The organism is Corynebacterium sp. HMSC074H12 (assembly GCF_001813755.1).
Taxonomy (GTDB): domain Bacteria; phylum Actinomycetota; class Actinomycetes; order Mycobacteriales; family Mycobacteriaceae; genus Corynebacterium; species Corynebacterium hiratae.
Genome location: NZ_KV813927.1, coordinates 85,357 through 111,744, shown reverse-complemented (window position 1 = coordinate 111,744; position 26,388 = coordinate 85,357). Strand labels below are relative to the sequence as shown.

Below are 26,388 nucleotides of genomic sequence, written 5' to 3'. Positions count from 1 at the left end.
CCCTAGACTGGCAAGGACCTGAACGCAGGGTCATAGCCACTTAAGCACTTGCACAAAAGCCTCGATTCTTCCGCTTCAGGCTTTTAGCCTAAAGGCCCATGAGCTACACCGCTACGGGCACGGCGCCTCTGGCCGCCACGGCACGCGACCTCGCACTCAGCTTTCCGCTGCAGTGCCTTGTCCCCGCCGTAGCACTGGCCGTTGCCGGGGTGGCGTGCCGCCACGTCATCACTCGACACCGCCCCAGCATCTTTGGCGATGCCGGCCTTTCCTTGCACCGCGTGGCTCTCGCCAGTGCCCTCGCAGGTGTGATCGTCGGCGCCGTGTCTCTTCTCCCCCTGCACTTTGGGCCAATTGTCATTATTTCTTCAGCGCTGTTCTCGCTTTTTGCTGCGCTCATCGCGTGGGGCGCGCGGGAGTCCTTTTCGGCCGCCAGCATGGGGATTGGATTGATGATGCTCACCGTCGGGGCGGTGGATGTGTTGCTGATGCTTGCCGACGCCGCCTGGGGCCCTCTCTCAGAACCCCACGCCGTAGACACGAATTTCGGCATCATGTGGCTGCTCTATGCACTCCCAGGCCTCATCTCCGCCGGACTTGCCGCGGCACTGAGCACCATGTCAGCTAAGGAAGCCGCCCGTATCCGCCGCGCGGAGGAGGCACGCGCGTTAGTTCACGTTAGTAGTCGCGCGGCGCGCGGGGTGCACGGCGCCCCGGCTCGCGGTGTTCGCGCGCACTAGTGCGCCCCTCGCCGCGGGACTCCCCGCGGGAGCGCACACCGGCGCCTCGCCGCAGGGCAGAGCGATCGTTGTTGACGGTGCGCAGGAGATCCGACAAGGTGGTTTCGAATTCCGCCAGCTTGGCGTCGACGAATTCATCGCACTCGGTGCGCAGTCGGTTGGATTCGGAGTGGGCGGATTCCACGATGCGGTGCGCTTCGTCGTCGGCGCGGCGCACAACTTCGGATTCAGAGACCAAACGGTCCTGCTCAGCTTGGCCCGCAGCAACGGTGCGCTGGTACTCCTCATCTGCCTGGGCGCGGGTGCGCTCGGCATCAGAGCGCGCGTTTTCTACGAGGTTGGTGGCCTCATCTTCTGCCTGGGCCACCATGGTGGTGGCGCGGTGCTGGGCGTCGGCCAGCATGGCGTCGGAGTCCTCGCGCGCACGGGTAACGGTGTCATCGGCTTCTGCGTTGGCATCGGAAATGATTTGGTTCGCGCGTTCCTCGGCACCCTGCAGGATCTCATCCTGCTTGTCCAGAACATCTTGGGCATCATCCATTTCAACGGGGAGGGCGTTGCGGAGATCGTCGAGAAGCGCCAGCATCTCGTGGCGCGGAACCATGCAATTGGAGGTCATGGGAACGGCATAGGCCTGTTCCAGGTTGCGAACAAGTTCATCGAGGGACTCAAATACGCGGTACATGGCACCAGACTATCCAAGCAAGAGCGCACCACCACGTATCCCACGCGGGCAAAACGGCGAAAACCTCCCCGCTAGGCGGGGAGGCTCAACCTGGCAATAGAGGACAGGAGCGGGGCTAGATAACGCCCTGTGCCAGCATGGCGTCGGCCACCTTCTTGAAGCCTGCGATGTTGGCGCCGGCAACGTAGTCGCCCTCCAAGCCATATTCCTTGGAGGTCTTGTCAATGTTGCGGAAGATGTTGGACATGATCTCGTGCAGGCGCTGGTCGGTGTATTCGAAGGACCAGGAGTCACGGGACGCATTCTGCTGCATCTCTAGCGCGGAGGTCGCCACGCCGCCCGCATTCGCGGCCTTACCCGGCGCGAAGGCGATGCCACTTTCCACAAAGTAGTGCGCTGCCTCCGGGGTACACGGCATGTTCGCACCTTCGGCAACATAGCGGACCTGATTCTTCACCAGAAGCTTGGCATCGTCACCGTCAAGTTCGTTTTGGGTAGCGCACGGCAGGGCAACGTCGGCGCTCACCTCCCATACGTTGCCGCCTTCGTGGTACTCCACGCCTGCACCCGCTTCGCCGGCGTAGGTGGAAATGCGCTCGCGGCGGACTTCTTTAATCTCCTTGAGCAGCTCCAGGTCCACACCGTTCGGGGTGGTGATGTAGCCGGAGGAGTCAGACATCGCGACGACGGTACCGCCGAGCTGTTGCACCTTTTCAGCGGCGTAGATGGCGACGTTGCCGGAGCCGGAGACAATAACCTTGGCGCCGTCGAAGGACTCACCATGGGTCTTCATCATCTCCGAGGTCAGATACACCAGGCCGTAACCGGTAGCCTCGGTACGCACGAGGGAGCCACCCCAGGACAGACCCTTGCCGGTAAGAACGCCAGACTCATGCTTGCCTTCCAGCCGGCGGTACTGCCCGAACAGGAAACCGATTTCGCGGCCGCCCACGCCGATATCGCCGGCCGGGACATCGCGGTATTCGCCGATGTGGTTGTGTAGCTCCGTCATGAAGGACTGGCAGAAGCGCATGACCTCGGCATCGGACTTACCCTTCGGGTCGAAGTCGGAACCGCCCTTGCCACCACCGATAGGCAGGCCGGTCAGGGAGTTCTTAAAAATCTGCTCGAAGCCGAGGAACTTGATGATGCCCAAGTTCACACTCGGGTGGAAGCGCAGGCCGCCCTTGTAGGGGCCGAGGGCGGAGTTAAACTGCACGCGGAAGCCACGGTTAACCTGAATCTGGCCGCTGTCATCTACCCATGGAACGCGGAAGATGAGCTGGCGCTCGGGTTCGCATAGACGCTCGACCAGGCCGTAATCAGCATAGTGCGGGTCCTTGTTGAGGACGATCTTCAGGGAGTCAAGCACCTCAGCGAGCGCCTGGTGGAATTCCGGTTCGCCCGCATTACGCTTGAGGAGCTTGCTGTAATAGTCGGAGATTTGCTGGTCGATGGACATGGCTATCCTTTCATTCGACACCGTGCCTCGCGGTCGGTGCGTCATCCATTGAACAAACGATAGTTTTCTATCAATTGACCTAAATTGCAAGACGTCCGTACTGCGGCGCGCCTTAAAGGCTGGTCAGAGCGCGAAAATTTTTTCTCACATCTCTGCCATATACTCGTGAACATGCGCATTCTTGTTGCCCCCGATTCCTTTAAAGGCACCGCCACCGCCGCCGAAGCCGCTGCTGCCATTGCACTCGGCGCGCGCCGCGCGCTGAGCTCCTCCCCGTATGCCGACACGGCGAAGGTACATGCCCTTCCCACGGCCGATGGTGGCGAGGGAACCGCGGAGGTTCTCGCTAGTGCCGCCGTGGCTCGCCACGGCACTGCGGGCCAGACCATTACGCTGCCAACTACCGATGCTGTTGGACGCCTCACCGAGGCCAGCTATCAGCTCGTCGGCGATACAGCCTTCATCGACGTCGCCGCCGCCACTGGGCTGCCTGCTGTCTCCGATGCCCTCGACCCGCTGCATGCGGACTCCTATGGCACGGGCGTGTTGGTGGCCGATGCCGAATCGCGCGGCGCCAAGCACATCGTTCTCGGCCTCGGCGGTAGCGCCAGCATCGACGGCGGGCTCGGCATCCTCGCCGCACTCGGCGCCGCCGCACACGATGCCCGCGGCTATGCCCTCCCCAAAGGGGGTGCTCCGCTGGTCAACCTCGACCACATCGACACGGCGCAACTAAACATGAAGGCGGCCATGTTGGACTACACTTTGGTCACCGATACCCGCGCCGTGCCCATCCAGGCCGCAACAATGTATGGGCCGCAGAAGGGGGCCAAGGGCGACCAGGTCGCGCTCCTAGCCGGCGCGATGCTGCGATTGTGCGAGGTCACGGACACCGATCCGGAGGCCGAGTTCTTTGGTGCCGCCGGCGGTATCCCCATCGCCCTGAGCTGGCTTTCGCGCACACTCTGGGGCACCTCGGAGCACTGCCGCATCGTGCCGGGCGGCCGCTATGTAGCTGAGGCCCTCGATCTTCCCGCCCGCATCGCCGAGGCGGACCTCGTCCTGACCGGCGAAGGCCGCTTCGACGAACAATCACTCACCGGAAAGGTGGTAGGCACGCTGGCCGAGCTCACTGGACCGCCCACTCTCGGCATCATCGCCGGCTCCGCTACCGCCCCGGCACCGCAGGGCGCGCTACTCGAAGAGCTCGACGGCGACGCGCACGCTAGCGTGGCCGAGCAACTGAGCGCCGCGGCCGAGCGTCTTGTGCTGAACTTCCTGCAGAATTAGAGCTTCCTGCAGAATTAAAGCTTTCTGCAGGAAGTTAAGGGGCTACCTGCACCGCCCACGGGAAGATAGCCGGGCGCTCGTGGGCGAGCTCATCTTCCAGCAACACATGATCTTTCGGTAGCACCGCATGCGGGGTCAGCAGGCGCGCGAGGACCATCGTCAGCTGGTTAACGGACCCCGTCACGCCATCGACGGCGATGGCGTAGCGATACACGTTTGCCCCCTCCAGGTCCCGCTCTTCGTGTTCCTCACGGTAAGTCTGGCGCAGCTGTTCTTCCAACCCCTCTGGGAATACAGGCTCAGGCACGCGAGTAACCTCTGCAGAGGCCAGCGAGTTGTTCTCCACCAACTTACGGGTGGCAGTGCTAAAGATTTCGGCCACACGCTCCGCTTGGGCATCCGGCACCAGAACATCAAAGTGAATCATTGGCATGTAGGTAACCCTACCCAAACTTCAAGGACGGTAACTATGGCAGATCCCACACTTTCCACGCTGACTGCACTCCTTTCGGAGGACGCCGTTGATCTCAGCTGGCAACGCGCCTTCTACGAAGATCTGCATGCCCACCCGGAGCTGTCCCACGAGGAGGAACGCACCGCCGGGCGCATCCTCGAACAACTAGAGAACTACGACTGCGAGCTCGTCACCGGCATCGGCGGCCACGGCATCGTCGCGATTTTCCGCAATGGCGACGGCCCCACCGCCTTGATGCGTGCCGACTTTGATGCCCTCCCCGTGACCGAGGAAACCGGCGTGCCCTTCGCCGCCACCAACGGGGCAATGCACGCGTGCGGGCACGACGTACACGCCACCGCACTGCTCGGTGCGTGCGCGATTCTCGACGCCCACCGTGCGGCCTGGCGCGGCACCTTCCTAGCACTATTCCAGCCGGCGGAGGAATCATCCATGGGCGCCAAGTACATGATTGCTGACGGACTCACCGACCGAGTCCCCACCCCGGATGTTTGCCTAGGACAACACGTCATGCCCGGTCCCGCCGGCCAAGTGCAGTCCACCGCCGGGCCCATCCTGGCCGGTTGCGACTCCCTCCGCATCCGCATCACGGGGCGCTCCGCGCACGCCTCCATGCCGCATGAGGCCATCGATCCGTCCTACGTGGCCGCCATGGTGGTGACCCGCCTGCAAGCCATCGTCGGCCGCGAAGTACCTCCCCATGACTTCTTCGTCATCTCGGTGGGCGAGCTGCACTCGGGCGATAAGAACAACATCATTCCGGGCAGCGCCGAGCTGGTGCTCAACACCCGTTACTACAAGCCGGAGTTGGCCAAGCGAGTCTACGCCTCCCTCGAGCGCATGGTGCGCGCTGAATGTGAAGCGTCGGGATGCCCAGCAGAGCCCACCTTTGAGTATTTCGCCCACGGCGAAGTCACCGACAACGACGCCGCCGCACATGAAACCGTTCGCTCGGCCTTCGACGCGGTCTTCGGTGATCTCTCCGTCACTGCCACGCCCTCCACTGTGTCCGAGGATTTCTGCTACCTCCCGCAGGCCTGGGGCGTGCCGTACTACTTCTGGTTCATCGGCTCCACACCGGAGGACCTCCTAGACAACCCGCCGGTCAACCATCAGTCCACGTTCCTCCCGGACTATGAGCCCACCATGAGCTCGGCCACCCGCGCTGGGGCTGCCGCCGTGCTGTCTTTCCTTGGGAACTAGTTTTCCGTACTCAGCGCGGTCTGCGAGTGAGTACGGAACTGGTTAAGCTTGGGAGTTGGTATTTTTCCGCATTTTTTATGCCTAAGGTGAAGGATTCTCATGAGTCAACCCCAGCACTCCGATTTTCAGACCGCAGTTCCCGGACACGTCCGCGCCGCCGCCGGCGTCTCCCCCACCGCTGCCACCAACCGCAAGTTCTGGTCCGGCCTGTCCTCCTCGGTAATGGAGCAGATTGCGGACAACTGGGAAGCCACCCGCAGCGCCTACGCCGCCACCCGCCAGCAGCACTACTTCTCGGCTGAATTCCTGCAGGGTCGAGCCCTGCTCAACAACCTCACCAACATCGGCCTCGTCGACGAGGCCCGCGCCGCCACCCAGGCCACCGGCCACGAGTTGGCCGATGTCCTCGAGGCCGAGCACGATGCCGCGCTAGGAAACGGCGGTTTGGGCCGCCTGGCTGCCTGCTTCCTCGACTCCGCTGTCACCCAAGACTTCCCCGTCACCGGCTACGGTCTGCTCTACCGCTACGGCCTGTTCCGTCAGTCCTTTGACAACGGCTTCCAGCGCGAAGAGCCGGATGCGTGGATGGAGAATGGCTATGACTTCATCATTCGCCGCGCCTCCGAGCAGCGCCTGGTCCATTTCGATGACATGGATGTCCGCGCTATCCCCTATGACATGCCGATTACCGGCTATGGAACCGACAACGTGGGCACGCTGCGCTTGTGGAAGTCCGAACCCATCGATGAGTTCGATTACGACGCCTTCAACTCGCAGCGCTTCACCGAGGCCATCGTGGAGCGCGAGCGCGTCATGGACATCTGCCGCGTGCTCTACCCCAACGACACCACCTACGAGGGCAAGGTTCTGCGCGTTCGTCAGCAGTACTTCTTCGTATCGGCTTCGCTGCAGCAGATGATCGACAACTACATCGAGCACCACGGCGAGGACCTCACCGGCTTCGCTGAGTACAACTGCATCCAGCTCAATGACACCCACCCCGTGCTGGCCATTCCAGAGTTGCTCCGCCTGCTTCTCGACGAACACGGAATGGGCTGGGACGAGGCATGGAAGGTCGTCACCGAGACCTTTGCCTACACCAACCACACGGTGCTGGCAGAGGCCCTGGAAAGCTGGGAGATCTCCATCTTCCAGAAGCTCTTCTGGCGCATCTGGGAGCTCGTGGAAGAGATTGACCGCCGTTTCCGCGAGGACATGGCCCAGCGTGGCCTCGACCAGGGCCGCATCGATTACATGGCCCCGGTGTCCGACGGTCACGTCCACATGGCATGGATTGCTTGCTACGCCGCTTACTCCATCAACGGCGTGGCGGCGCTGCACACCGAGATCATCAAGGCAGACACGCTGTCTGAGTGGTACGAACTGTGGCCGGAGAAGTTCAACAACAAGACCAACGGCGTCACCCCGCGCCGCTGGCTGCGCATGTGCAACCCGCGCCTGTCCGACCTGCTCACTGAGCAGGCTGGTTCCGATGCCTGGGTCACCGATCTGACCGAGTTGGCCAAGCTGGATTCCTTGGCCGAGGACGAGAAGGTGCTGCGCCAGCTTATCAACATCAAGCGCGCCAACAAGCAGGACTTTGCCGCATGGATTGAGGCACACCAAGGCGCCACGGTGGATCCGGATTCGATCTTCGACGTCCAGATCAAGCGCCTGCACGAGTACAAGCGCCAGCTGATGAACGCTCTGTACATTCTGGACCTGTACTTCCGTATCAAGGTCGACGGCGAAACCGTTCCGAAGCGCACCTTCATTTTCGGCGCGAAGGCCGCCCCGGGCTACGTTCGCGCAAAGGCCATCATCAAGCTCATCAACACCATCGGTGACTTGGTCAACAACGACCCGGCCACCAAGGACGTGCTCAACGTGGTCTTTGTGGAGAACTACAACGTCTCCCCTGCCGAGCACATCATCCCTGCCGCCGATGTCTCCGAGCAGATCTCCGTGGCCGGCAAGGAGGCCTCCGGAACCTCCAACATGAAGTTCATGATGAACGGTGCACTGACCCTGGGCACGATGGATGGCGCCAACGTCGAGATCGTCGAGGCAGTGGGCGAAGAGAATGCCTACATCTTCGGCGCCCGCAACGAGGAGATCCCGCAGCTTCGCGCCGAGTACAACCCGGGCGAGCTCTACAACACTGTTCCGGGCCTGTCCCGCGTCCTCGATGCCTTTACCGATGGCACGTTGGGCTCTGAAAATGCCGGGATGTTTGGGGATCTGCGCTCCTCGCTGCTCGATGGCTTTGGTGAGCACGCTCAGGACACCTACTACGTCCTCGGAGATTTCGCAGACTACCGCGAGACCCGTGACCGCATGGCTGCCGACTATGACGCTGACGAGATGGCATGGGCCAAGAAGGCTTGGCTCAACATCTGCTACTCCGGGCGCTTCTCTTCCGACCGCACCATCGCTGACTATGCCAACGAGGTGTGGAAGCTGGCCCCGACCCCCATTTCCAACGTCTAGACAAAAAAGGGGTTTATAGACGCACTGTTGCCTATTAACCCCTCGACGGGCTTTCCTCACAGACAAAGCGCCGCCTCACCACCGTTCCTCCTTCCCACTTAGTGGGTAAGGAAGCAACCGGGGTGAGGCGGCGCTGTCTGCTTATCTGCGACAGTATTACTTATCGCGCAGGGTCTGGCCCAGTTCGTGGACCTGAATCATATTCGTGTTACCGGAGATTCCAGGAGGGGTACCGGCGATGACGATGATCATATCGCCCTCCTTGTACTTATCCATCCCCAGCAGCGCCCCATCGATGGCGGCCATCATGTCATCGGTGGACTCAACCGCGTCACTCAAGAAGGTCTCCGCGCCCCACGTCAAGGCCAGCTGCGAACGCACCGCCGGGTGCGGGGTAAAGGCCAAGAGCGGCAACGGGGAGTGCAGTCGAGCCACACGCTTAGCGGTATCACCGGACGTCGTAAAGGCCACGATAGCCTTCGCGTTAAGGCGCTCAGCAATATCACGTGCGGAGTAAGACACAACGCCACGCTTGGTGCGCGGGACGTGCGTCAGCGGAGGAACCTGGCCGCCCTGCTCAGCGTTCATCACGATCCGGGACATCGTGCGCACAACATTGTGGGGGTCGATGCCGACGGAGGTCTCACCAGAGAGCATGACCGCATCGGCGCCATCGAGCACTGCGTTGGCAACGTCGGAGGCCTCCGCACGAGTCGGGCGCAGGTTGGAGATCATAGAATCGAGCATCTGCGTTGCCACGATCACCGGCTTGGCATTCTCACGAGCGATCTGGATAGCGCGCTTCTGGAACAGCGGAACCTGTTCCAGCGGAACCTCGACGCCGAGGTCACCGCGGGCGATCATGATGGCATCGAAGGCTAGGACGATGGACTCGAGAGCGTCGACTGCTTCCGGCTTCTCGAGCTTGGCGATGACAGGAACGCGGCGACCTTCCTCATCCATGATCTCGTGGACCTTGTCCACGTCAGCCGGGGAGCGCACAAAGGACAAGGCAACCATGTCTACGCCGAGCTTCAACGCAAAGCGAAGATCTGCGATGTCCTTTTCCGACAGCGCCGGAACAGAAATGTCCATTCCCGGCAGGGACACGCCCTTGTTATTCGAGACCGGTCCGCCCTCGGTAACCTCGCAGACAACGTCGTTGCCGTCGACTTCCTTGCACACGACGGCGACCTTGCCATCGTCGATCAGCAGGCGGTCACCTGGCTTCGCGTCCTGTGCCAGGTTCTTGTAGGTGGTGGACACGCGGTCGTGCGTGCCTTCGACGTCATCAACGGTGATGCGGACGATTTCGCCGTCCTTCCACATCTCTTCACCGTTGACGAAACGGCCTAGGCGAATCTTCGGGCCTTGCAGGTCCGCCAAGACGCCGACTGCGTGGCCGGTCTCATCGGTGGCCTCGCGGACCCAGCGGTAGTTCGCCTCGTGGTCCGCATGCTCGCCGTGGGACATGTTCAGACGCGCCACGTTCATGCCTGCTTCAACAAGCCCAAGAATTCCTTCCTTGCTTGCGACTGCAGGACCCAACGTACAAACGATTTTGGTTCTTCTATCCAACATGGAGTGCCTTATTCACATCGGGAGTTTCTAACGGTTCCTAAACTACCCCCGTTTACTGGTCTCGGCCACCACGAACGAAGCTCATGCCGGGTTTTCGACCCGTAACGCCGGTATTCCAAGCGGAAAACGCGACACCCGTATTGCAGCTACAAACGGTAATAACCGGGCACATCCGGGCATTTCGGCTCCGCTTCACCGGTCTCTAGATTGCTATGTAAGGAGCCGCAAACCCCACGTGTGATCCCGGCTACTCCACAGAATCTCAGGGCCTATATACGGTGGGCACTACGCACACCGTCACCATTTAGACTCACCGGCGCTACCCTCGGCAGCGCTGCCCACCGCAGTCTCCGTGGCGCGGGTGGGATCGACTTCCTCCGGCGACTCCTGCCCGCGCGGCAACCGGAAATACACGATAAGCGCCACGACAAAGCAGACCACGGAAACGATGACGTTGACCCGGAGGCCGAAGATGTGCGTGGCATCGTCCGCACGCATGTTTTCCACGACGAAGCGGCCCGCGGTGTACCCGGCAACATACAGCGCGAAGACACGACCATGGCCAAGCTTGAACGCCTTGTGCGCCCAAAGCAGGAACACGCATACCGCCACGTTCCACACAAGCTCATAGAGAAAGGTCGGATGCACAGAGGCCACTACTTCCCCAGTCGAGCGGCCGCTGATGGGCGCATACTCGCCGCTTTCATTAATTCGGTAGTAGATGTCGAGGGCCCACGGGACAGTGGTCTCACGGCCATACAGTTCCTGGTTAAACCAATTGCCCAAGCGGCCGATGGCCTGGGCCAGGATAAGCCCTGGGGCGACGGCATCAGCAAAGGGCCCCAACGGAATACCCTTAATCTTGAACATGATCCACAGTGCCACCGCGCCCAGCGCGACTGCTCCCCAGATACCGAGCCCCCCGTTGGTGATTTTCACTGCATCGATGGGATCACACGTGGAGCAAAAGTACTTATCGTAATCCGTAATCACGTGATAGAGGCGCCCGCCAATGATGCCGGCCGGGATTACCACCAGGGCAGCATCCCACACCACGTCAGGGTTGCCACCACGGGCGGTATAGCGGCGCAGCGTCATCCACATCGCAACGAGAATGCCGACGATGATGCACATGGCATAAGCACGAATCGGGACCGGGCCGAGATGCCACACGCCTTGTGGCGGGGAAGGAATATTGGCGAGGTTGTAAATCTGCACGGGAAACAGTGTGCCTGAAAATGACGGCCGCGACAACGCGCTTAGCTTCTACGCGAAGGGCACGCAGGATGTTGGCCTGCGGCCACCAAAGAACGGGCCAAGGTCATCGGGTCCTGGGCAGCCATGATGGACTCACCAACGAGGATGGCATCAGCACCTTGCGAGGCATAAGACAGCACGTTGCGCGGGTTATTAACACCGCCCACCGCGATGCGAGTGATGCTCTCAGGAAGACCGGGCGAAATAGCAGAAAAGGCCTCCCGATTAATAGCATCGGAGGCCAATGACCACGCGTTGATCGCCACGACAGTTCCCCCTGCCTTGATAACGCGATCCACCTCGGCACAGGTGCGGACTTCCAGGATGGCGGTCATCCCGAGGGATTCCACGCGATCGAGAAGTGACTCGAGGCGAGCTTGACTGAGCAGCTCCACCTGCAAGGGAATCGCGTCTGCCCCATAACACCGCGCCTCATGAATCTGATAGGGATCAACGATGGTGTCGCGGCACAGCATCGGTATGTCGACGGCTGCACGGGCGACCCGCATGTCCTCGAGTGACCCGTGGAAGCGGCGACGATCTGTCTGACAGGCCATCACATGAACCCCTGCTTCCTCCAGGCTATGTGCCAGTTCTGCCACCGACTTCGGGCTATCCAAGTGGGCAATTTCACCGCCATAGGGCACGGCGCGCTTGATTTCGGTGATGATAGAGCATCCCGGGCGCAGCAGAGCTTTCGCGGCATCGCGCGGAGCGTCCATGTCGCGGGACCTTGCTTTAATTTCCTTGAACGGGACACGGGCCTCCCGCGCGGCTACATCAGCCAGCACTCCGGCCACGAGGTGATCGACGGCGATCGGGGTAGGCATGATTCCACCTCCCTTCCCCGAAGGAGACTCAAAGAAAGAAACAGGGGCGTTCGAGATCACATTTAGGCTAGCGCGCCCTCACCTCTAACTAGAAATCCGGGGCACCCGTTCCCCGCAACAGGGCCTTTCTCACCAGGCTCTCCGTCACTATGCTCGCCGTCGCGGCGCGTGTGTTTAGGCGGAACGGGGAGTTTAGGAGGAGCGGGGATCTGTGGGATCAATATCAGCATCCAGCGCGTCCCACATCACGCGGCCGGAATCTTGGGAGGTTTCGAGTTCTTCCTGCAGGCGCTCCTGCCGTACCGCCGGGGTTTCGTATTTGGCTGTGCGGGGTTTATCAGCACCCGGGTTGCTCGCCACCAGCACCGCCCCAAAGAGCGCCAGGGCGGCGCCGACGAGCGCGAGAACTGGGCCCGCAGTCGACGCGTCCGCGGTGAGGACGACGGCCCAATCGGAAATAGTCGTCGTATCCACGGAGGTATCGTTGGTCCCGCCTTGCAGAAGCTCCTGGGCACGCTCCGCCTCGGAGCCGGCAGTCAACAGCGCCACCGGACGCCATCCCGCAGCCGCAGCAGCGAGGGCGGTGATGACGGAGACGATGCGCCGGCCAGTCCGCCGGAGAGCGAAGGCAGCCACGCCACCGGCCAGGACCACCACGCTCAGCGCGATGAGCTCAAGGGACCATAAGGAGCCGGATAGCTCCACCACGCTCGATCCGGCCTTATCGTCTTCGACCGCCGCCTTCACCCACGTCATGCGGGAGGATAGCCACAACAAGATGGCGCCGACCAACATCAGTACGGGTCCGCCGCGCTTAGCCATGATCTTCCTCCCCAAGAAGGGTTCGCGCGTCGAAACAGGTCCGGTCGCCGGTATGGCATGCCCCGCCGCGCTGACGCACGGTGAGCAGAATGGTGTCACCATCGCAATCTAGGCGCGCACCCACTACCTCTTGGGTATTGCCGGACGTCAGCCCTTTAATCCAATACTCTTGACGCGAGCGTGAGTAGTAGGTCCCGCGGCGCGTCGCCAGCGTGTAAGCCAGCGCGTGGTCATCCATCCACGCCAGCATGAGTACCTCACCTCGTTCCGACTGCACGATAGCCGGGACTAGGCCCGCCTCATTGCGCTTGAGCTGCAGGGCAATGTCGTCGCTCAGCTCATAGTCCCCGACGTTCGTGGTGCTGGCGGAGTTAGTGCTGTCCTCTGTCATTGACGGACCTCCTTTCCTGCAGCAGCTAATGCCTGCTTGACCTCGGAAATCTCCACCTCGCCGAAGTGGAAGATACTAGCCGCGAGCACGGCATCCGCTCCGGCGTCGATAGCCGGTGGAAAGTGCTCGGCCTTCCCGGCCCCACCCGAGGCGATGATCGGCACCGAAACCGCTGCACGCACGGCCTCAGTCAATTCGAGGTCGAAGCCTGCCTTGGTTCCGTCACCATCCATGGAGTTCAGCAGAATCTCGCCGACCCCCAATTCCTCGCCGCGCTTGGCCCATTCCACAGCGTCGATCCCCGCGGAGCGTGTGCCGCCATGCGTGGTGACCTCAAATCCGCTGGGAAAGCCCGCCGCACGGCGAGCATCGACGGACAACACGATGCACTGAGAACCAAACACATCCGCGAGCTCGCGCAACAACTCGGGGCGCGCAATGGCGGAAGAATTAACGGACACCTTATCGGCACCAGCCCGCAACAGCTCACGAACGTCCTCCACCGACCGCACGCCGCCGCCGACGGTTAGTGGGATGAACACCTGATCCGCCGTGCGGCGAACGACGTCGAGCATGGTGCCGCGGCCGTCCTTGGACGCGGAGACATCCAAGAATGTCAGCTCATCAGCGCCCAGCTGACCATAGCGAGCGGCCAGCTCCACTGGGTCGCCGGCATCACGCAGGTTTTCAAAGTTGACGCCTTTGACCACGCGGCCATTATCAACGTCCAGACACGGGATCACGCGCACGGCAAGCGCCATGGTGACAATCCTCCTCATAGCTAAAGGTGAGATAAACAGCAGTCCACTCGGGACCACCGAACGGTGATGAACATAGTAGGAAAACGGTAAAACGTTAAAGAATAAGTCCGGGATTCAGCGCCAGTGCTGAGCACCGGTTTCAGCCCCGGGACGGGGCCTATTTAGCGGTCCCCACGCGGATTTCGAGCAATGGCCTCCAAAATCGTGGCATGCACCTGCGGGGTCCCGCCCACGAAACCCTTCGAGTGTGCAGTCCACTCATTGCCCTCGGGGTCGCTCACACGGCCACCGGCAGCCTTAATGATGAGCGCGCCCGCCGCGTTATCCCACGGGTGCGGCGAGAAATTCACTGCACCGTCGAACACGCCCTGAGCGACAAAAGCGTTGTCCAGCCCCACCGACCCAATCATGCGGGGCCGCAACCCGGTCTCCCGTAGGTCGTTGAATAGGCTCGTGGGCAGGTGCGAGGAGCAGCCCACGTGTCCGCGCGCTTCGTCGAATCCGAGAGCCTCCTCTCCTCCCCCGAACCCGGTCGCCGGGCCGCCGGTCGTACGCAGCGGCATCCCTTGCGCCGCAACAACACGGCGGTTCAACAATGGAAAGTCGGCGACGGCGACGACCGGCTTTGCATCGTGCAGGAGCGAAACAAGAATGCCGCAGCACGGATTCCCAGCCGAGTAGTTCGCGGTTCCGTCTACCGGATCCACAACCCACACCGTCTCCTCCAAGTTGCCACCGGACTCTTCACCGAACACCGGAATGCCGGTGAGCTGGCCCAATGTCTGGCGCAACTGCTGTTCGATGAGCAGATCCACCTCGGTAGCAAAGTCTCCTTCGCCTTTGAAACGCGCGGGTGCCGCGCCGAGGCCCCTGCGGAAGAGATCATCAACCTGGTCCACCGCGGCTTCCGCAAAGGCAACAAGTTCGCGCGGATCCGACGCTGGAGTTCCTGTCATCGGGGCCATAGGCCTACTTCTCCTCGATCGGGTCGATGTATTCCTCTCCCGGCAGCGGGGTAACCTCCGCAACGGCTGCAAGAGCCTCCTCCAAGGTGAAGCGCTCTTCGTAGAGCGCCTTACCGATGATGGCGGAATCGATCCCCTCGTTCTCGTAAAGAGCCAACTCGCGCAGATCGTCGAGAGTGGAAATACCGCCGGAGGCGGTCACCTTGGCGTCCGTGGCGGCCGCCACCTCACGCAGGAGCTCGATATTGGGGCCCTGGAGCGTGCCATCCTTCGACACATCCGTCACCACGAAACGGGTGCAGCCAGCTGCGTCAAGGCGCTCGAGCACCTCCCAGAGGTCTCCGCCATCGGATACCCAGCCGTGACCGCGTGTGCGCCACTCACCATCCACCATCCGGACGGCGAGGTCCACTGCAATGCGATCGCCATGCTCTGCGAGGACCTTGGCAATCCATTCTGGGTTTTCCAGCGCCGCGGTTCCAATATTGACGCGGCGGGCGCCAGTGGCCAGTGCGCGCGCCAAGGAATCGTCGTCCCGGATGCCTCCGGTCAATTCCACGTCTAGGTCCACGCTCGTCGTAATTTCAGCGAGCAGCTCGTGATTGGAGCCACGACCGAAGGCGGCGTCCAAATCCACCGCGTGCAACCACTGCGCGCCTTGGGCCTGCCATTTGAGGGCGGCCTCCCGCGGCGATCCATAGGACTTTTCGGTTCCTGCTTCTCCTTGGTCGAGGCGTACTGCCTGACCATCAACGACGTCAACCGCGGGCAACAGTGTAAAGCTCATGGTGGGTAGTCTACCTTTCACGCGGGCTCTTTAAAGCGTTCCAATCCAGTTCTTTAGCAGCTGCGAACCCACGTCACCCGATTTCTCCGGATGGAACTGAGTGGCCCACAACGCACCGTTTTCTACCGCGGCGACAAAGCGGTCACCGCCATACTCAGACCACGCCACCTTCGGTGGCTCAGTAATCTCGGTCTCGAGCTCCCAGCTGCGCGCGGCATAGGAGTGCACGAAATAGAAGCGGTCATCCGCGCTCACGCCTTCAAACATGCAGCTACCGCTGGGAAGCTCCACGGTGTTCCACCCCATGTGTGGGAGGACGGGAGCCTGCAAGCGGGTGACCTCTCCCGGCCACTCGCCGCAACCTTCGGTGTGTACGCCGTGTTCAGTGCCTGACTCAAAAAGAATCTGCATACCCACACAGATTCCCAGGACGGGGCGCCCGCCAGCCAAGCGTTGACCGATAATCCGTGGTCCCTGCGCGGCGCGCAGCCCCTCCATGCAGGCAGCGAAGGCGCCCACGCCGGGTACCAAGAGGCCATCGGCTTCTACAGCCAGTTTCGGGTCCGCGGTGACCGTCACGGTAGCGCCGACCCGCTCCAGCGCGCGCACTGCCGACCGGACATTGCCAGCACCATAATCCAAGACTACTACGTCGTATGAGCTCATCGTGGCTCCTTTCCGGGCCTCCTCGGCCTTCTAATCATGCGCAGGCGAGTCTGAATATCATTCAGCTCGCTCACACGGGTCTTGCCCAAAGCGCGGTCAGCCACGGACATGAGCAGGCCAACCGCGATGATGGCGGCACCAGCCGCGAAGGCGCCATCGTATCCGGACATAGCCACGACGGCGCCGAGAACCGTCGAACCAAGTCCAGTTCCACCGTCGTAGAAGATATTCCACACCGCAGAACCTTCGGACAGGCGCTCGCGAGGGAGACGGTCGAACATCGACAACAAGGCCTCGTTCTGGACGATGCCGAAACCCGCACCATAAATGACAGTACCGAAGACGAGCAGCCATACTGACCATTCTTGCCACAGCACGGCGGCAATTAGACCCACACCAAAGACTGAGAAAGCCTGGGCTGGAATCATCAACGTGCCTGGCTGGCCCACGCGGTCCGCCACGACACCGGCGACATAGCGTGAAATCATGGCCGCGCCACCGATCACGGACAGCATGAGGCCACCCAGGACAGCGCCACGCTCAGGATCCAGCTCTCGTACCGCCGGGGAAATGAAATTGGAGGCGACGCCGTAGCTCACGGAGAAACTGGTCAGCGCGAGCGCTGGGACGAGCACAAGCTTCCACATTGGTGCCCGCGGAGTGGTATCCGTTGGGTCCGGCAACCCCACTGGAGCTGCCTTGATTTGCGGTACCAAAATGCAGGTAAAGAATCCCAGCAGGCCAAGGCCAGCGGCTAGGAGATACACCGTGTTGTAGTTAAAGGCTGAAGCCACTGCGAGACCCAAAGGCAAGAACGCCATCTGGGCTGCACCGATGAACAAACCGAAGATACCGGTGGCCTTGCCCAGCAAACGCCGCGGCGTAATTTCTGCGATGAGAGCGTTCTCCGCCACTGTGAGAGCGCCGAAACCGATGCCGCGCAGGGCGGAGAATCCCAGGGCGATCGGGGCGGCGTCGCCCAGCATGTGCCCCAACGCCGGCAGCCCCAGCAACAGTGCCGAGGCCGCCATGATCGGACGGTACCCAAAGATGCGCAGCAGCATCGGAGTCGCCATCTGGGTAAGCACCGTGGCCAACATGAACACGCCGGTGGTGGCGCCAGCCAACGTGGCGGAGCCACCGGAGTCCAGCACGGCTAGGGGCACCACCGGAAGCAGGACCGACCAAGCACCGAAGGCGGAAACCACCGCGATCATGGTTTCCTTAAAGCCGGCGACCTTCCATACGCTCTGAGGGGTCTTTTCTGTCACTTCGCTGCCACCCCCGCTGAGAAGATGTCAAGCATCCAGGCCAGCGCCGCGATCGCGGAGACCGCCGCGAGCGCACCCGCGACCACGGTCATCAGCACCGAGCCATTCTGATACGCCGCCCACGCGCCGCCGACGAGCAAACCGGTGACCAGAAAGAGAATGAGAACCAACAAGTTCATAACGGCTTAGAGGGCTCCCTTCGTCGAAGGAACTCCGGTCACGCGCGGATCCCGCTCAGTAGCCTGGCGCAGGGCGCGGGCCACCGCCTTGTACTCAGCCTCCGTGATGTGGTGCGGATCGCGGCCGTACCGCACGTTGACATGCAGAGTCGTCGCCGAGTGCGTGGCAAAGGTTTCGAAGAAGTGACGGTTGATCACCGTGGCGTAGTGCCCGCCGATGACCTGCCACTCCATGTTTTCCGGTTCGCCATTCATCACGAAGTAGGGGCGCCCAGAAATGTCGACGACGGCCTCCACCAGCGCCTCATCCATGGGCAGCAGCTGGGACCCGAAACGGCGGATACCGGACTTGTCCCCCAGTGCTTCCAGGAAGGCACGGCCGAGAACAATCGCGGTGTCTTCGACGGTGTGGTGGGCATCGATGTCGATATCGCCGTCGGCGTGGACGCGAAGGTCGAAGGAGCCGTGGGTGCACACAGCATTCAGCATGTGATCAAAGAACGGCAGCCCCGTCGAAATATCCGCTTGGCCGGTGCCATCGAGGTTGATTTCTACAGAGATCTTTGTCTCCCCAGTAACGCGCTCGGCGCGGCCAATGCGGTCGCCGCCATCGCGGCGTGCAGCTTCATCAGCGCTCATCGTCCCCACGCTCCTCCTTCAAATCGTGCCCCATAGGAGGGGCTCAGTTAATCATCTCTACTGTATCTGCCAAGTCCTCTGCGGCCGAAAGGAAGGCATCATTCTCTTCAGGCAGGCCAATCGTGGCGCGCAGGAGTCCCGGTACGCCGTTATCTCGGATCAAGACATCGCGGTCCAGGAACCCCTGCCACACCGCGTGCTGATCGGCAAAGCGTCCGAAGGACACGAAGTTGGATTCGCTCGGCACCACGTAGTACCCGAGCTCCTGGAGCCGTGCGACAACCCGGTCCCGCTCCGCCGACAGCTTCGCCACGGTGCCCAAAGTCTCCTCCTTGTGTGTCAGAGCCACGGTGGCCGCGATCTGGGAGAGGACAGAGAGGTGATAGGGCAGGCGGACGAGCATCACGGCTTCCACGAAAGCCGGATCGGCCACGAAGTAGCCCAAGCGTCCGCCGGCGAAATCGAAGGCCTTGGACATCGTGCGTGAGACCACGAGCTTGGTCGGATATTTCGCCAGCAGCGTGGTGGCAGAAGGTGAAGGCGAGAACTCCATGTAGGCCTCGTCCACGATGACGATGCCCGGCGCGGCCTGCACGATCTTCTCCACTAGGTCGATCGGGGTGACGTCACCGGTGGGATTGTTCGGGGTGGTAATAAAGACAACGTCGGGGCGGTGCTTGGCGACGGCCTCCAGCGCCTCCTTTTCCGCAATGCGGAAATCCTCGTTCCGCGGGCAGGAGATGAATTCGGTTTGGGTGCCCGCGCACAGGATGGGGTGCATGGAATAGCTCGGGGTAAATCCCAGCGCGCTGCGCCCCGGCCCTCCGAAGGCTTGGAGCAGCTGCTGCAGCACCTCGTTGGAACCATTGGCCGCCCACACGTTGTCCACGCTGACATTCACGCCGGTCTGCTCACTGACATACCCCGCCAGCGCCGTGCGCAGTTCGACGGCGTCGCGCTCTGGATAGCGGTTGAGCTCTCGGGCGTGCTTTTCGACGGCCGCCACGATGTCCTTGACCAGCGCCTCCGACGGCGGGTAGGGGTTCTCGTTGGTGTTGAGCTGGTTGGTCACCGTCAGCTGCGGGGCTCCATAGGCACTGGAGCCGCGCAATTCTTCGCGCAGGGGAAGATCCTTCAACTCAGCCATTACTTAAGCCTCTACTTTCTGGGTATCTGGGGCATCGGCGAATCGTGCAGCAATTGCTTCACCGTGGGCAGGCAGTGCCTCCGCGGTGGCAAAGGCAATCACATTCTCCGCCACCTCCCCGAGTGCTGCGCGGTCATACTCGATGAGGTTGACCGGGCGCAGGAAGGTGTGCGTCGACAGCCCAGCGCTAAACCGCGCGGTTCCCGAGGTGGGCAAGACGTGGTTGGAGCCAGCGGAGTAATCACCGAGCGGCACCGGCGAATAATCACCCACGAAAATGGCACCGGCGTGGCGGATACGCTCCGCTACTGCCCGGGCATTCTTTGTGTGAACCTCCAAGTGCTCAGCGGCATAGGCGTCCGCGACAGCGATACCCGCCTCGAGGTTATCGACCAACACGATGCCGGACTGTTCGCCGCGCAAAGCCTCGGCTGCGCGCTCGGCGTTCGCGGTGGCGGTGTAGCGCTGAGCTACTTCCGTATTCACGGCGGCAGCCAGCTCCTCCGAATCTGTAATGAGCACAGAGGCAGCCATCGGATCATGCTCCGCCTGGGAAATGAGGTCATAGGCCACGTAGACCGGGTTGGCGGTCTCGTCGGCCAGGATAGCGATCTCGGTGGGGCCGGCTTCCGCATCGATGCCTACCACTCCCTGCACCGCGCGCTTAGCAGCAGCAACAAAGACATTGCCGGGACCGGTAATGATGTCCACGGGTTCAAGAGCATCCTCCCCCGTGGCGGGTTCGTCGTCGCCGTAGGCCAGAAGCGCGATGGCTTGTCCACCACCGACTGCCCAGACATCGTCCACGCCGAGCATGTGGCAGGTGGCCAGCACCGTCGGGTGCGGCAGGCCACCGAATTCCTTCTGCGGCGGAGAAGCCACGACCATCGCTTCAGCGCCTGCTTCTTGGGCCGGGACGGCATTCATAATGACGGAGGATGGGTACACCGCCTTGCCTCCTGGCACATACAGTCCTACCCGCTCAATGGGTTGAAAAACCTCGGTAACCGTTGCACCTGGCGCCAGCGTTGTCGTGTGTGGGGCCGGCTTCTGGTCCGCGTGAACGGCGCGCACGCGGGCGATAGATTCTTCGATAGCTGCCCGGACCTGAGGGGCCAGTTCTTGGGCCGCCTTCTCGAGCTCCTCATGCGGGACCCGCACCGCGGCGGGGCGGATGCCATCGAATTTCTCACCAAAGTCGAGGGCCGCCGCAACACCACCTTCTCGCACCTTGTTCACCATGGGGATAACAATGTCCATGACTGAGGAAACATCGGTTCCGCCTCGCGGCAATACTCGGCGCAGGCGGGAGGTGGTGAGAGTCTCTCCGCGCAGGTCAATGGTTCGTAGCATGCTCAAGCCCTTTTCATAATATACAGCCGCATAATATGCAGCGGTTTCTATACCTTCCCATTACTATACCCGTGCCAAAAAGCCAGCGAGCTGGCAGGTGCAGGTTATAGAATGTGTCACTACTAACACGTTCCGGCACCCCGACTCGGCGAAGGGAGGCGGCGAGATGAGCAACGGCGCCGAAGGTAATGACAGCCACTCCACCTCGGATCTGCTTGCCCGTGTGGAGCACCTCGCGCACCGCGAAAGCCTCCACTGCATCCGGGTCAGCGCGCACGAACTCCTCTTCCCCCATCCGCCGCTCGGGGAGACCCGCGCCTTTATGGATACCGAGGGCGAGCCCATTTTACGTTTCTGCACCACCCACCACGGGGTCTTGGGCTTCGGCGATATCCCCGCGCTCAGCGAGTTCGTCAACGACTGGAACCACGATTGTCTTTCGCCGCAGCTCGTGCTCAATTATTCCTCCCCGACCGAGGTCGAGGTGTGGGGCCATTCCTTCCTCGTCGTGCACCAGAAACCCACGGCGGCCCAGCTCTCCGCCTCTGTCATCCCTGCGCTGCACAACGCGGCGGCCTGCCTTGAGGAATTAGCGGATTATTTCCCCGTCTTGACGCTTCCCCGCCCGGCGGCTCCGGAAGAACAGATAGAGCTCGACGGCCCCGTCGGCACAGTCGATACCGCTCGTCTCGGGGAGCTTTTACCCGCCCTCGGTATTACGCGTTTCCAAGCAGATGCGGAAGAGGCCGTCTACGCGTGGATAAACGATGTCCTCTTTGCCTTCGCTATCGACTCTGGGCCGAGCCTCATCATTAAAGGCCATTGGGATCCCAACCTCCCAGGCAGCGAATTCTCCAAAATTTTCCTCATCTGCAATGACTGGAACCGCACCAACCACTCGGCTTCTGCCTTCTGCCACTCCAACGTCGATGGCTTGCAGGTGCGCATTGACTACGCCGTTATGACGGGCGCTGGGCTTTCCGACGCCCAACTGATCACCGCCCTAGGCCGCGGCATCAAACACGTCCTCCACGGCATCGATGACATTTCACGCGATGCTGTGGGCTCCTCCCCCGTCGCTTGGCCCTAAGGAGCCTCTGCCTCAGCCGCCATTGCCTCCGCTTCTTCGTCGTCCACGGCACGAGGAGGATTGACAAATACTGCGGACCAGTACGTAAACATGGCCATGAACGGCCCCACGAGCCAGGCGATGCCGGGCGAGAATTTCGGCACGAACTCCACAATTTCCCCGGGATCGTCCGGGATACTCGTTGCGGTAGCTCCACCAAAGACGTAGAACGACGCCGCGCCAGCCAAGGAAGCCAGGGCTACCCACAGCAATACCCCGACGCCGCGGTAGCGCTCGCCGCGCCGATAGGCAATAAGCCCCAACGCCATACCCAGGGCACCGGTAATGAGTACAAAAGTAATGTAGGAATCAAACTGAACGTTAGCGACGTTGCGCAGGGCGTAGCCGCCATCATCAACCCGGTGCCCCTTGAGGGCAGGACGCCACAGCCCCCACGCGGCGCCGGCCACAGAAAACCCGAGGAGCGCTAATGCGAGCAACCCCGCACCAAATCCGATGGCGCGGGGTATGCGAAAGCTAGGTGCACGCAGTGCAGGCACGATATGTTCTAGCCGCAGAAGGTCCAGTTGCCGTTCTCACGCTTGAAGCGCATGGTGGAGCTGTCCATGCCCTTGCTGGTGTTGACGTTCACGGTTGCGGATGCATCGTCACCGTTGACCACGACATCGTTGATGGACTCAACACCGGTCTTGGACCAGTCAAAGCCTTCCATCTGCGAGGTGTCCTGGCCAGCTGCCGCCATCATGTCCTTGAGCTGGTCCATCGGAACATCCGGAACCTGGTTGTAGTCCACCTGGTCAAGGCCGGAGTTCGGGTCGTTGCGCACTTCAGCGCAGGTGTGCTCCGGGAGGTACTTCACGAAGGAACGCATGGTCTGCTGCTCGTACATGCCACGGACCAGACCATTGATGCCGTCAATGTCTTCCTGGCTTGCAGCCTCACCCTGGACCGGCTCAACCTTCGGCATGCTCTGGAACGGATCCACACCGTTCTCGAAGGGGTTAGCCATGGCCTGGTTTTCGCCGCCCTCGGGGTTCTCCCCTTCCGGCTTCGGATCGGCGTTCTCGCCGTCCTTATTCTCTTCGCCTTCCTTCTTTTCGTCTCCCTCCTTCTTTTCAGAATCCTTCTCCTTCGACTGCCCCTCGGAGGTCTTGTCCTTGGACTCCGTCGTGGTGGTGGTCTTCACCGCGGAGGAAGCGGTATCGGTAGCGTTCTCATCATCGGAACCGCAAGCAGCCAAGGAGAGCGGCGCGACGAGCGCAACAGCGACGAGGGACTTCTTGGCAGGTGTCAGAAAAGACAAGGGATAACTCCTAATATCTATAGAGAGCGATAGTAAAACCACGCTGGGCGTGGCAGTTGCCCTTGGGCACTTCACATAACCCTAACAAGGCATGATTGTATAAACCCTACACTTCACCTTGAAGCTTCCTGTGAGCCACGCTTGGTGTTTTTCCGCGCCGCGTAGAGTGGGTTGTTGTGCACCTTTCTCGCGACGCTATCGTTTCCACCGCCCTCGAGCTCTTGACACGCTACGGGCTCGCCGATGTCACCATGCGCCGTGTTGCCACCAACCTCGGCGTTGCTCCCGGCGCGCTGTACTGGCATGTGGCCAATAAGCAATCGCTCATCGCCGCAATGACCTCCGAGATCCTCTCCCCCGTTACAGGAGAGACCACAACGGAGCTGGTCAGCTCCCTTCATGGGGAACTCACACGCTGGCGCGACGGCGCCGAAGTCGCCATAGCAGGTGCCGCTTTCCCCGAATCCTCAGCAAGTTCTGACTTGGAGGAGCTTTTCACCTCCGCGTTGAAGCGGGAAGCCCCCGGGGCATCACCGGAGGATAGTGGCGTCGCCGCCCGCGCTCTCATCCATTACGTCCTGGGAGCGACCTTCATGGAGCAATCCCGAGAACAGCTCAGTGGGGCGTCACCAAGCGCAGCTCCCTCAGCGTCGAATGCTGTGTCAGGCGTTGACACCTTGGTGCGCGCCGCAGAACTCATGGTCGCGGGTTTACGCACGCTGTGAACCGATCGCATGCAGCGGAATTGACTAAACTAAGCCTCATGACTGAGACCCGTGCTGATATAACGCCATCTCGCCAGGTGTGGCCTGGTTCCCCCTCCCCACTCGGCTCCACCTTCGATGGGGCCGGTACTAATTTTGCTATCTTTTCCGAGATCGCCGAGAAGGTCGAGCTCTGCCTCATCGATCACAACGGCAACGAAGAACGCATTGAACTGACCGAGATCACCGCCCACGTCTGGCATGCCTACCTTCCCAACGTCAGCCCGGGGCAGCGCTATGGCTACCGCATCCATGGCCCTTATGAACCAGAACATGGCCTGCGTTGCGATCCTTCAAAGCTTCTTGTCGATCCTTATGCTCGCGCCTTCGACGGTGACTTTGATGGCGATGCCTCTCTGTACTCCTACGATATCTTCGCGGACGAGCCCGGCACCGGACGCAACGACGATGATTCCCTAGGCCACACAATGCTGTCGGTGGTGATTAATCCCTTCTTCGAGTGGCACGGCGACAACCGCCCCCACACGCCAGATAACGAGACCATCATCTACGAAGCCCACGTCAAGGGCATGACGATGACGCACCCGGATGTTCCGGAGGAGCTGCGCGGAACCTATGCCGGCATGGCACACCCGGCCATCATCAACTACTTCAAGGACCTGGGTGTGACAGCCGTCGAGCTGCTGCCAGTCCATCAGTTCCTGCAGGATGATCGCCTGCGCCAGCTGGGGCTGCGCAACTACTGGGGCTATAACACCTTCGGCTTCTTCGCGCCCCATGCGGACTATGCCTACGCCAAGAAGCCCGGCGAGGTGGTCGCCGAGTTCAAGGCCATGGTTCGCGCCTACCACGAGGCCGGCATCGAAATCATCCTCGACGTTGTCTACAACCACACCGCCGAGGGCAACCACATGGGTCCGACCATTGCTTTCCGCGGCATTGATAACCACGCCTATTACCGGTTGGTTGATGACAACCCCGAGCACTACATGGACTACACCGGCACCGGTAACTCTCTTAATGTCCGCCACCCGCACTCCCTCCAGTTGATCATGGATTCGCTGCGCTACTGGGTAACGGAAATGCGCGTCGACGGCTTCCGCTTCGACCTGGCTTCCACCTTGGCGCGCGAGCTTGATGACGTCGACAAGCTGGCTACCTTCTTCGATCTAGTCCAGCAAGATCCGGTGGTTTCCAAGGTCAAGCTCATCGCCGAGCCCTGGGACGTGGGCCATAACGGCTACCAGGTTGGTAACTTCCCGCCCATTTGGAGCGAGTGGAACGGCAAGTACCGCGATACCGTCCGTGACTTTTGGCGCGGCGAGCCGTCGACGATGGGCGAGTTTGCCTCGCGCCTTACCGGATCTTCCGACCTCTACGCCAACAACGGCCGCCGCCCCACCGCGTCCATCAATTTCATCACCGCGCACGATGGCTTCACGCTGCGTGATTTGGTCTCCTACAACGAAAAGCACAATGCCGACAACGGGGAAGACAACCGCGACGGTGAATCCCACAACCGCTCCTGGAACCACGGTGTGGAGGGCCCCACTGACGACGAAGAGATTAAGAAGCTTCGCCGCCGCCAGGTGCGTAACTTCCTCACCACCCTTCTGCTGTCCCAGGGCACCCCGATGCTGTGCCACGGCGATGAGCTGGGCCGCACCCAGGGCGGCAACAACAATGTGTACTGCCAAGACAACGAGATTTCGTGGATCGATTGGTCGATGTTGGAGCAAGAGAAGAACATCGCCATGCACGGCTTTACCAAGCGCCTGATTAATATCCGCAAGAACCACCCGGTGTTCCGTCGCCAGCGTTTCTTGGCCGGCGGCCCCTTCGGTTCTGAGGTGAAAGACCGAGATATTGCGTGGCTGGTTCCCTCCGGCAAGCTGATGACCCCTGAAGACTGGGACTTTGAGTTCGGTAAGGCGCTTATGGTCTACCTCAACGGCAACGCGATTACGGAGACGACTGCCCGGGGTGAGCGCATCACGGATGATTCCTTCATCATGATCTTCAACGCTCACCACGAGGAGATCGAGTTCACTCTGCCGAAGAAGGACTTGGGTGCTAGCTGGCGCCTCATCGTGGATACGTCTGACTCCGGTGGCTACCCAGATGAAGAAAAGCTCATCGCGGCTGAGGGATCCATCGTGGTGCAACCGCGCACGTCGCTCATCCTCCGCCAGACCGAGCCGCCGGTTTTCGATGACAGCGATGAGTCCGCCGGAGCAGACGAGAACTAGACTGCTCCTTTACCACCTACGCTCTGC

General features: G+C 61.3%; 26 protein-coding genes. 7 read left to right on the top strand and 19 right to left on the bottom strand.

The annotated features are described in order from the left end of the window. Window positions 1-98: 98 nt before the first annotated feature. Window positions 99-740 (top strand): hypothetical protein, encoded by a 642-nt coding sequence (locus HMPREF2932_RS08365; RefSeq protein WP_230308876.1) that lies wholly within the window; start codon window positions 99-101, stop codon window positions 738-740. Here the strand turns inward: HMPREF2932_RS08365 and HMPREF2932_RS08360 are convergent. Continuing rightward, complete coding sequence (locus tag HMPREF2932_RS08360) at window positions 679-1,425, bottom strand: DivIVA domain-containing protein (protein ID WP_046648014.1); 747 nt, start codon at window positions 1,423-1,425, stop codon at window positions 679-681. The genes HMPREF2932_RS08365 and HMPREF2932_RS08360 overlap by 62 nt on opposite strands. A gap of 115 nt (window positions 1,426-1,540) precedes the next feature. Then, the gene (gene gdhA / locus HMPREF2932_RS08355) at window positions 1,541-2,887 is read right to left on the bottom strand and encodes an NADP-specific glutamate dehydrogenase (RefSeq protein ID WP_070512568.1); all 1,347 of its coding nucleotides are present in this window, start codon (window positions 2,885-2,887) and stop codon (window positions 1,541-1,543) included. A 171-nt stretch (window positions 2,888-3,058) separates the two neighbouring features. Between gdhA and HMPREF2932_RS08350 the strand changes: the two genes are divergently transcribed. Beyond that, window positions 3,059-4,177 carry a glycerate kinase gene (locus HMPREF2932_RS08350; protein WP_046648133.1) on the top strand — a complete coding sequence of 373 codons (1,119 nt, stop codon included), beginning with the start codon at window positions 3,059-3,061 and terminating at the stop codon, window positions 4,175-4,177. Between the two features lie 34 nt (window positions 4,178-4,211). On the opposite strand, the gene HMPREF2932_RS08345 is transcribed toward HMPREF2932_RS08350, so the two are convergent. Next, complete coding sequence (locus HMPREF2932_RS08345) at window positions 4,212-4,610, bottom strand: hypothetical protein (protein ID WP_046648013.1); 399 nt, start codon at window positions 4,608-4,610, stop codon at window positions 4,212-4,214. A 36-nt stretch (window positions 4,611-4,646) separates the two neighbouring features. On the opposite strand from HMPREF2932_RS08345, the gene HMPREF2932_RS08340 reads away from it, so the two are divergent. Continuing rightward, entirely contained in the window at window positions 4,647-5,855 is a 1,209-nt protein-coding gene (locus HMPREF2932_RS08340) for an amidohydrolase (protein ID WP_071409981.1), read from the top strand. 99 nt (window positions 5,856-5,954) lie between these two features. Next, complete coding sequence (locus HMPREF2932_RS08335; RefSeq protein ID WP_049155336.1) at window positions 5,955-8,345, top strand: glycogen/starch/alpha-glucan phosphorylase; 2,391 nt, start codon at window positions 5,955-5,957, stop codon at window positions 8,343-8,345. A 156-nt stretch (window positions 8,346-8,501) separates the two neighbouring features. Here the strand turns inward: HMPREF2932_RS08335 and pyk are convergent, their stop codons facing one another. The 14 genes from pyk to hisD all read right to left on the bottom strand — a co-directional run bounded on the left by pyk (window position 8,502) and on the right by hisD (window position 20,994). Beyond that, complete coding sequence (pyk, locus tag HMPREF2932_RS08330) at window positions 8,502-9,923, bottom strand: pyruvate kinase (protein ID WP_070512713.1); 1,422 nt, start codon at window positions 9,921-9,923, stop codon at window positions 8,502-8,504. A 300-nt stretch (window positions 9,924-10,223) separates the two neighbouring features. Beyond that, window positions 10,224-11,144, bottom strand: a complete 921-nt coding sequence (gene lgt / locus HMPREF2932_RS08325; RefSeq protein WP_049155334.1) for a prolipoprotein diacylglyceryl transferase — start codon at window positions 11,142-11,144, stop codon at window positions 10,224-10,226. Window positions 11,145-11,185: 41 nt separating this feature from the next. Then, window positions 11,186-12,013 carry an indole-3-glycerol phosphate synthase TrpC gene (locus tag HMPREF2932_RS08320; protein ID WP_070546767.1) on the bottom strand — a complete coding sequence of 276 codons (828 nt, stop codon included), beginning with the start codon at window positions 12,011-12,013 and terminating at the stop codon, window positions 11,186-11,188. Window positions 12,014-12,205: 192 nt separating this feature from the next. After that, a complete protein-coding gene (locus HMPREF2932_RS08315) occupies window positions 12,206-12,835 on the bottom strand; it encodes a TIGR02234 family membrane protein (protein WP_070546770.1) in 630 nt (209 codons plus the stop codon). Next, window positions 12,828-13,226: a phosphoribosyl-AMP cyclohydrolase gene (gene hisI / locus HMPREF2932_RS08310; RefSeq protein ID WP_049155332.1), complete on the bottom strand. Its 399-nt coding sequence runs from the start codon at window positions 13,224-13,226 to the stop codon at window positions 12,828-12,830. The genes HMPREF2932_RS08315 and hisI overlap by 8 nt, the downstream gene beginning before the upstream one ends. Further along, complete coding sequence (hisF, locus tag HMPREF2932_RS08305; RefSeq protein ID WP_070546773.1) at window positions 13,223-13,987, bottom strand: imidazole glycerol phosphate synthase subunit HisF; 765 nt, start codon at window positions 13,985-13,987, stop codon at window positions 13,223-13,225. The genes hisI and hisF overlap by 4 nt, the downstream gene beginning before the upstream one ends. 161 nt (window positions 13,988-14,148) lie before the next feature. Beyond that, window positions 14,149-14,952 (bottom strand): inositol monophosphatase family protein, encoded by an 804-nt coding sequence (locus tag HMPREF2932_RS08300; protein ID WP_071409980.1) that lies wholly within the window; start codon window positions 14,950-14,952, stop codon window positions 14,149-14,151. Between the two features lie 4 nt (window positions 14,953-14,956). Further along, window positions 14,957-15,739, bottom strand: a complete 783-nt coding sequence (gene priA, locus HMPREF2932_RS08295; protein ID WP_049155328.1) for a bifunctional 1-(5-phosphoribosyl)-5-((5-phosphoribosylamino)methylideneamino)imidazole-4-carboxamide isomerase/phosphoribosylanthranilate isomerase PriA — start codon at window positions 15,737-15,739, stop codon at window positions 14,957-14,959. A 30-nt stretch (window positions 15,740-15,769) separates the two neighbouring features. After that, complete coding sequence (hisH, locus tag HMPREF2932_RS08290; protein WP_071409979.1) at window positions 15,770-16,405, bottom strand: imidazole glycerol phosphate synthase subunit HisH; 636 nt, start codon at window positions 16,403-16,405, stop codon at window positions 15,770-15,772. After that, complete coding sequence (locus HMPREF2932_RS08285) at window positions 16,402-17,622, bottom strand: MFS transporter (RefSeq protein ID WP_049155324.1); 1,221 nt, start codon at window positions 17,620-17,622, stop codon at window positions 16,402-16,404. The genes hisH and HMPREF2932_RS08285 overlap by 4 nt, the downstream gene beginning before the upstream one ends. A gap of 50 nt (window positions 17,623-17,672) precedes the next feature. After that, window positions 17,673-17,855 (bottom strand): hypothetical protein, encoded by a 183-nt coding sequence (locus HMPREF2932_RS08280; protein ID WP_049155322.1) that lies wholly within the window; start codon window positions 17,853-17,855, stop codon window positions 17,673-17,675. A 6-nt stretch (window positions 17,856-17,861) separates the two neighbouring features. Continuing rightward, window positions 17,862-18,494: an imidazoleglycerol-phosphate dehydratase HisB gene (hisB, locus tag HMPREF2932_RS08275; protein ID WP_049155321.1), complete on the bottom strand. Its 633-nt coding sequence runs from the start codon at window positions 18,492-18,494 to the stop codon at window positions 17,862-17,864. 43 nt (window positions 18,495-18,537) lie between these two features. Next, window positions 18,538-19,641 carry a histidinol-phosphate transaminase gene (locus HMPREF2932_RS08270; RefSeq protein ID WP_049155319.1) on the bottom strand — a complete coding sequence of 368 codons (1,104 nt, stop codon included), beginning with the start codon at window positions 19,639-19,641 and terminating at the stop codon, window positions 18,538-18,540. A 3-nt stretch (window positions 19,642-19,644) separates the two neighbouring features. After that, on the bottom strand, window positions 19,645-20,994 hold the full coding sequence (hisD, locus tag HMPREF2932_RS08265; RefSeq protein WP_071409978.1) for a histidinol dehydrogenase: 1,350 nt from the start codon (window positions 20,992-20,994) through the stop codon (window positions 19,645-19,647). A 166-nt stretch (window positions 20,995-21,160) separates the two neighbouring features. Here hisD and HMPREF2932_RS08260 point away from each other — a divergent pair, with 166 nt between their 5' ends. After that, window positions 21,161-22,084 (top strand): YbjN domain-containing protein, encoded by a 924-nt coding sequence (locus tag HMPREF2932_RS08260; protein WP_046648000.1) that lies wholly within the window; start codon window positions 21,161-21,163, stop codon window positions 22,082-22,084. Here the strand turns inward: HMPREF2932_RS08260 and HMPREF2932_RS08255 are convergent. Both HMPREF2932_RS08255 and HMPREF2932_RS08250 read right to left on the bottom strand, forming a co-directional pair. Then, complete coding sequence (locus tag HMPREF2932_RS08255) at window positions 22,081-22,623, bottom strand: hypothetical protein (RefSeq protein WP_232745218.1); 543 nt, start codon at window positions 22,621-22,623, stop codon at window positions 22,081-22,083. The two genes, HMPREF2932_RS08260 and HMPREF2932_RS08255, sit on opposite strands and share 4 nt — an antisense overlap. 8 nt (window positions 22,624-22,631) lie before the next feature. Then, window positions 22,632-23,387, bottom strand: coding sequence for a hypothetical protein (locus HMPREF2932_RS08250; RefSeq protein ID WP_049155315.1), 756 nt, complete (start codon window positions 23,385-23,387; stop codon window positions 22,632-22,634). A gap of 176 nt (window positions 23,388-23,563) precedes the next feature. Here HMPREF2932_RS08250 and HMPREF2932_RS08245 point away from each other — a divergent pair, with 176 nt between their 5' ends. Beyond that, window positions 23,564-24,112 (top strand): TetR family transcriptional regulator, encoded by a 549-nt coding sequence (locus HMPREF2932_RS08245; protein ID WP_049155313.1) that lies wholly within the window; start codon window positions 23,564-23,566, stop codon window positions 24,110-24,112. A 38-nt stretch (window positions 24,113-24,150) separates the two neighbouring features. Further along, window positions 24,151-26,361: a glycogen debranching protein GlgX gene (gene glgX / locus HMPREF2932_RS08240; RefSeq protein WP_049155312.1), complete on the top strand. Its 2,211-nt coding sequence runs from the start codon at window positions 24,151-24,153 to the stop codon at window positions 26,359-26,361. Window positions 26,362-26,388 lie beyond the last annotated feature (27 nt).

Bases quoted from the DNA above. Each gene is read 5' to 3' on its own strand.
- HMPREF2932_RS08365 (WP_230308876.1), top strand. From the start codon at position 99: ATGAGCTACACCGCTACGGGCACGGCGCCTCTGGCCGCCACGGCACGC.
- HMPREF2932_RS08360 (WP_046648014.1), bottom strand. From the start codon at position 1,425: ATGTACCGCGTATTTGAGTCCCTCGATGAACTTGTTCGCAACCTGGAA.
- gdhA (WP_070512568.1), bottom strand. From the start codon at position 2,887: ATGTCCATCGACCAGCAAATCTCCGACTATTACAGCAAGCTCCTCAAG.
- HMPREF2932_RS08350 (WP_046648133.1), top strand. From the start codon at position 3,059: ATGCGCATTCTTGTTGCCCCCGATTCCTTTAAAGGCACCGCCACCGCC.
- HMPREF2932_RS08345 (WP_046648013.1), bottom strand. From the start codon at position 4,610: ATGCCAATGATTCACTTTGATGTTCTGGTGCCGGATGCCCAAGCGGAG.
- HMPREF2932_RS08340 (WP_071409981.1), top strand. From the start codon at position 4,647: ATGGCAGATCCCACACTTTCCACGCTGACTGCACTCCTTTCGGAGGAC.
- HMPREF2932_RS08335 (WP_049155336.1), top strand. From the start codon at position 5,955: ATGAGTCAACCCCAGCACTCCGATTTTCAGACCGCAGTTCCCGGACAC.
- HMPREF2932_RS08320 (WP_070546767.1), bottom strand. From the start codon at position 12,013: ATGCCTACCCCGATCGCCGTCGATCACCTCGTGGCCGGAGTGCTGGCT.
- HMPREF2932_RS08315 (WP_070546770.1), bottom strand. From the start codon at position 12,835: ATGGCTAAGCGCGGCGGACCCGTACTGATGTTGGTCGGCGCCATCTTG.
- hisI (WP_049155332.1), bottom strand. From the start codon at position 13,226: ATGACAGAGGACAGCACTAACTCCGCCAGCACCACGAACGTCGGGGAC.
- hisF (WP_070546773.1), bottom strand. From the start codon at position 13,987: ATGGCGCTTGCCGTGCGCGTGATCCCGTGTCTGGACGTTGATAATGGC.
- HMPREF2932_RS08300 (WP_071409980.1), bottom strand. From the start codon at position 14,952: ATGGCCCCGATGACAGGAACTCCAGCGTCGGATCCGCGCGAACTTGTT.
- priA (WP_049155328.1), bottom strand. From the start codon at position 15,739: ATGAGCTTTACACTGTTGCCCGCGGTTGACGTCGTTGATGGTCAGGCA.
- hisH (WP_071409979.1), bottom strand. From the start codon at position 16,405: ATGAGCTCATACGACGTAGTAGTCTTGGATTATGGTGCTGGCAATGTC.
- HMPREF2932_RS08285 (WP_049155324.1), bottom strand. From the start codon at position 17,622: ATGATCGCGGTGGTTTCCGCCTTCGGTGCTTGGTCGGTCCTGCTTCCG.
- HMPREF2932_RS08280 (WP_049155322.1), bottom strand. From the start codon at position 17,855: ATGAACTTGTTGGTTCTCATTCTCTTTCTGGTCACCGGTTTGCTCGTC.
- hisB (WP_049155321.1), bottom strand. From the start codon at position 18,494: ATGAGCGCTGATGAAGCTGCACGCCGCGATGGCGGCGACCGCATTGGC.
- HMPREF2932_RS08270 (WP_049155319.1), bottom strand. From the start codon at position 19,641: ATGGCTGAGTTGAAGGATCTTCCCCTGCGCGAAGAATTGCGCGGCTCC.
- hisD (WP_071409978.1), bottom strand. From the start codon at position 20,994: ATGCTACGAACCATTGACCTGCGCGGAGAGACTCTCACCACCTCCCGC.
- HMPREF2932_RS08260 (WP_046648000.1), top strand. From the start codon at position 21,161: ATGAGCAACGGCGCCGAAGGTAATGACAGCCACTCCACCTCGGATCTG.
- glgX (WP_049155312.1), top strand. From the start codon at position 24,151: ATGACTGAGACCCGTGCTGATATAACGCCATCTCGCCAGGTGTGGCCT.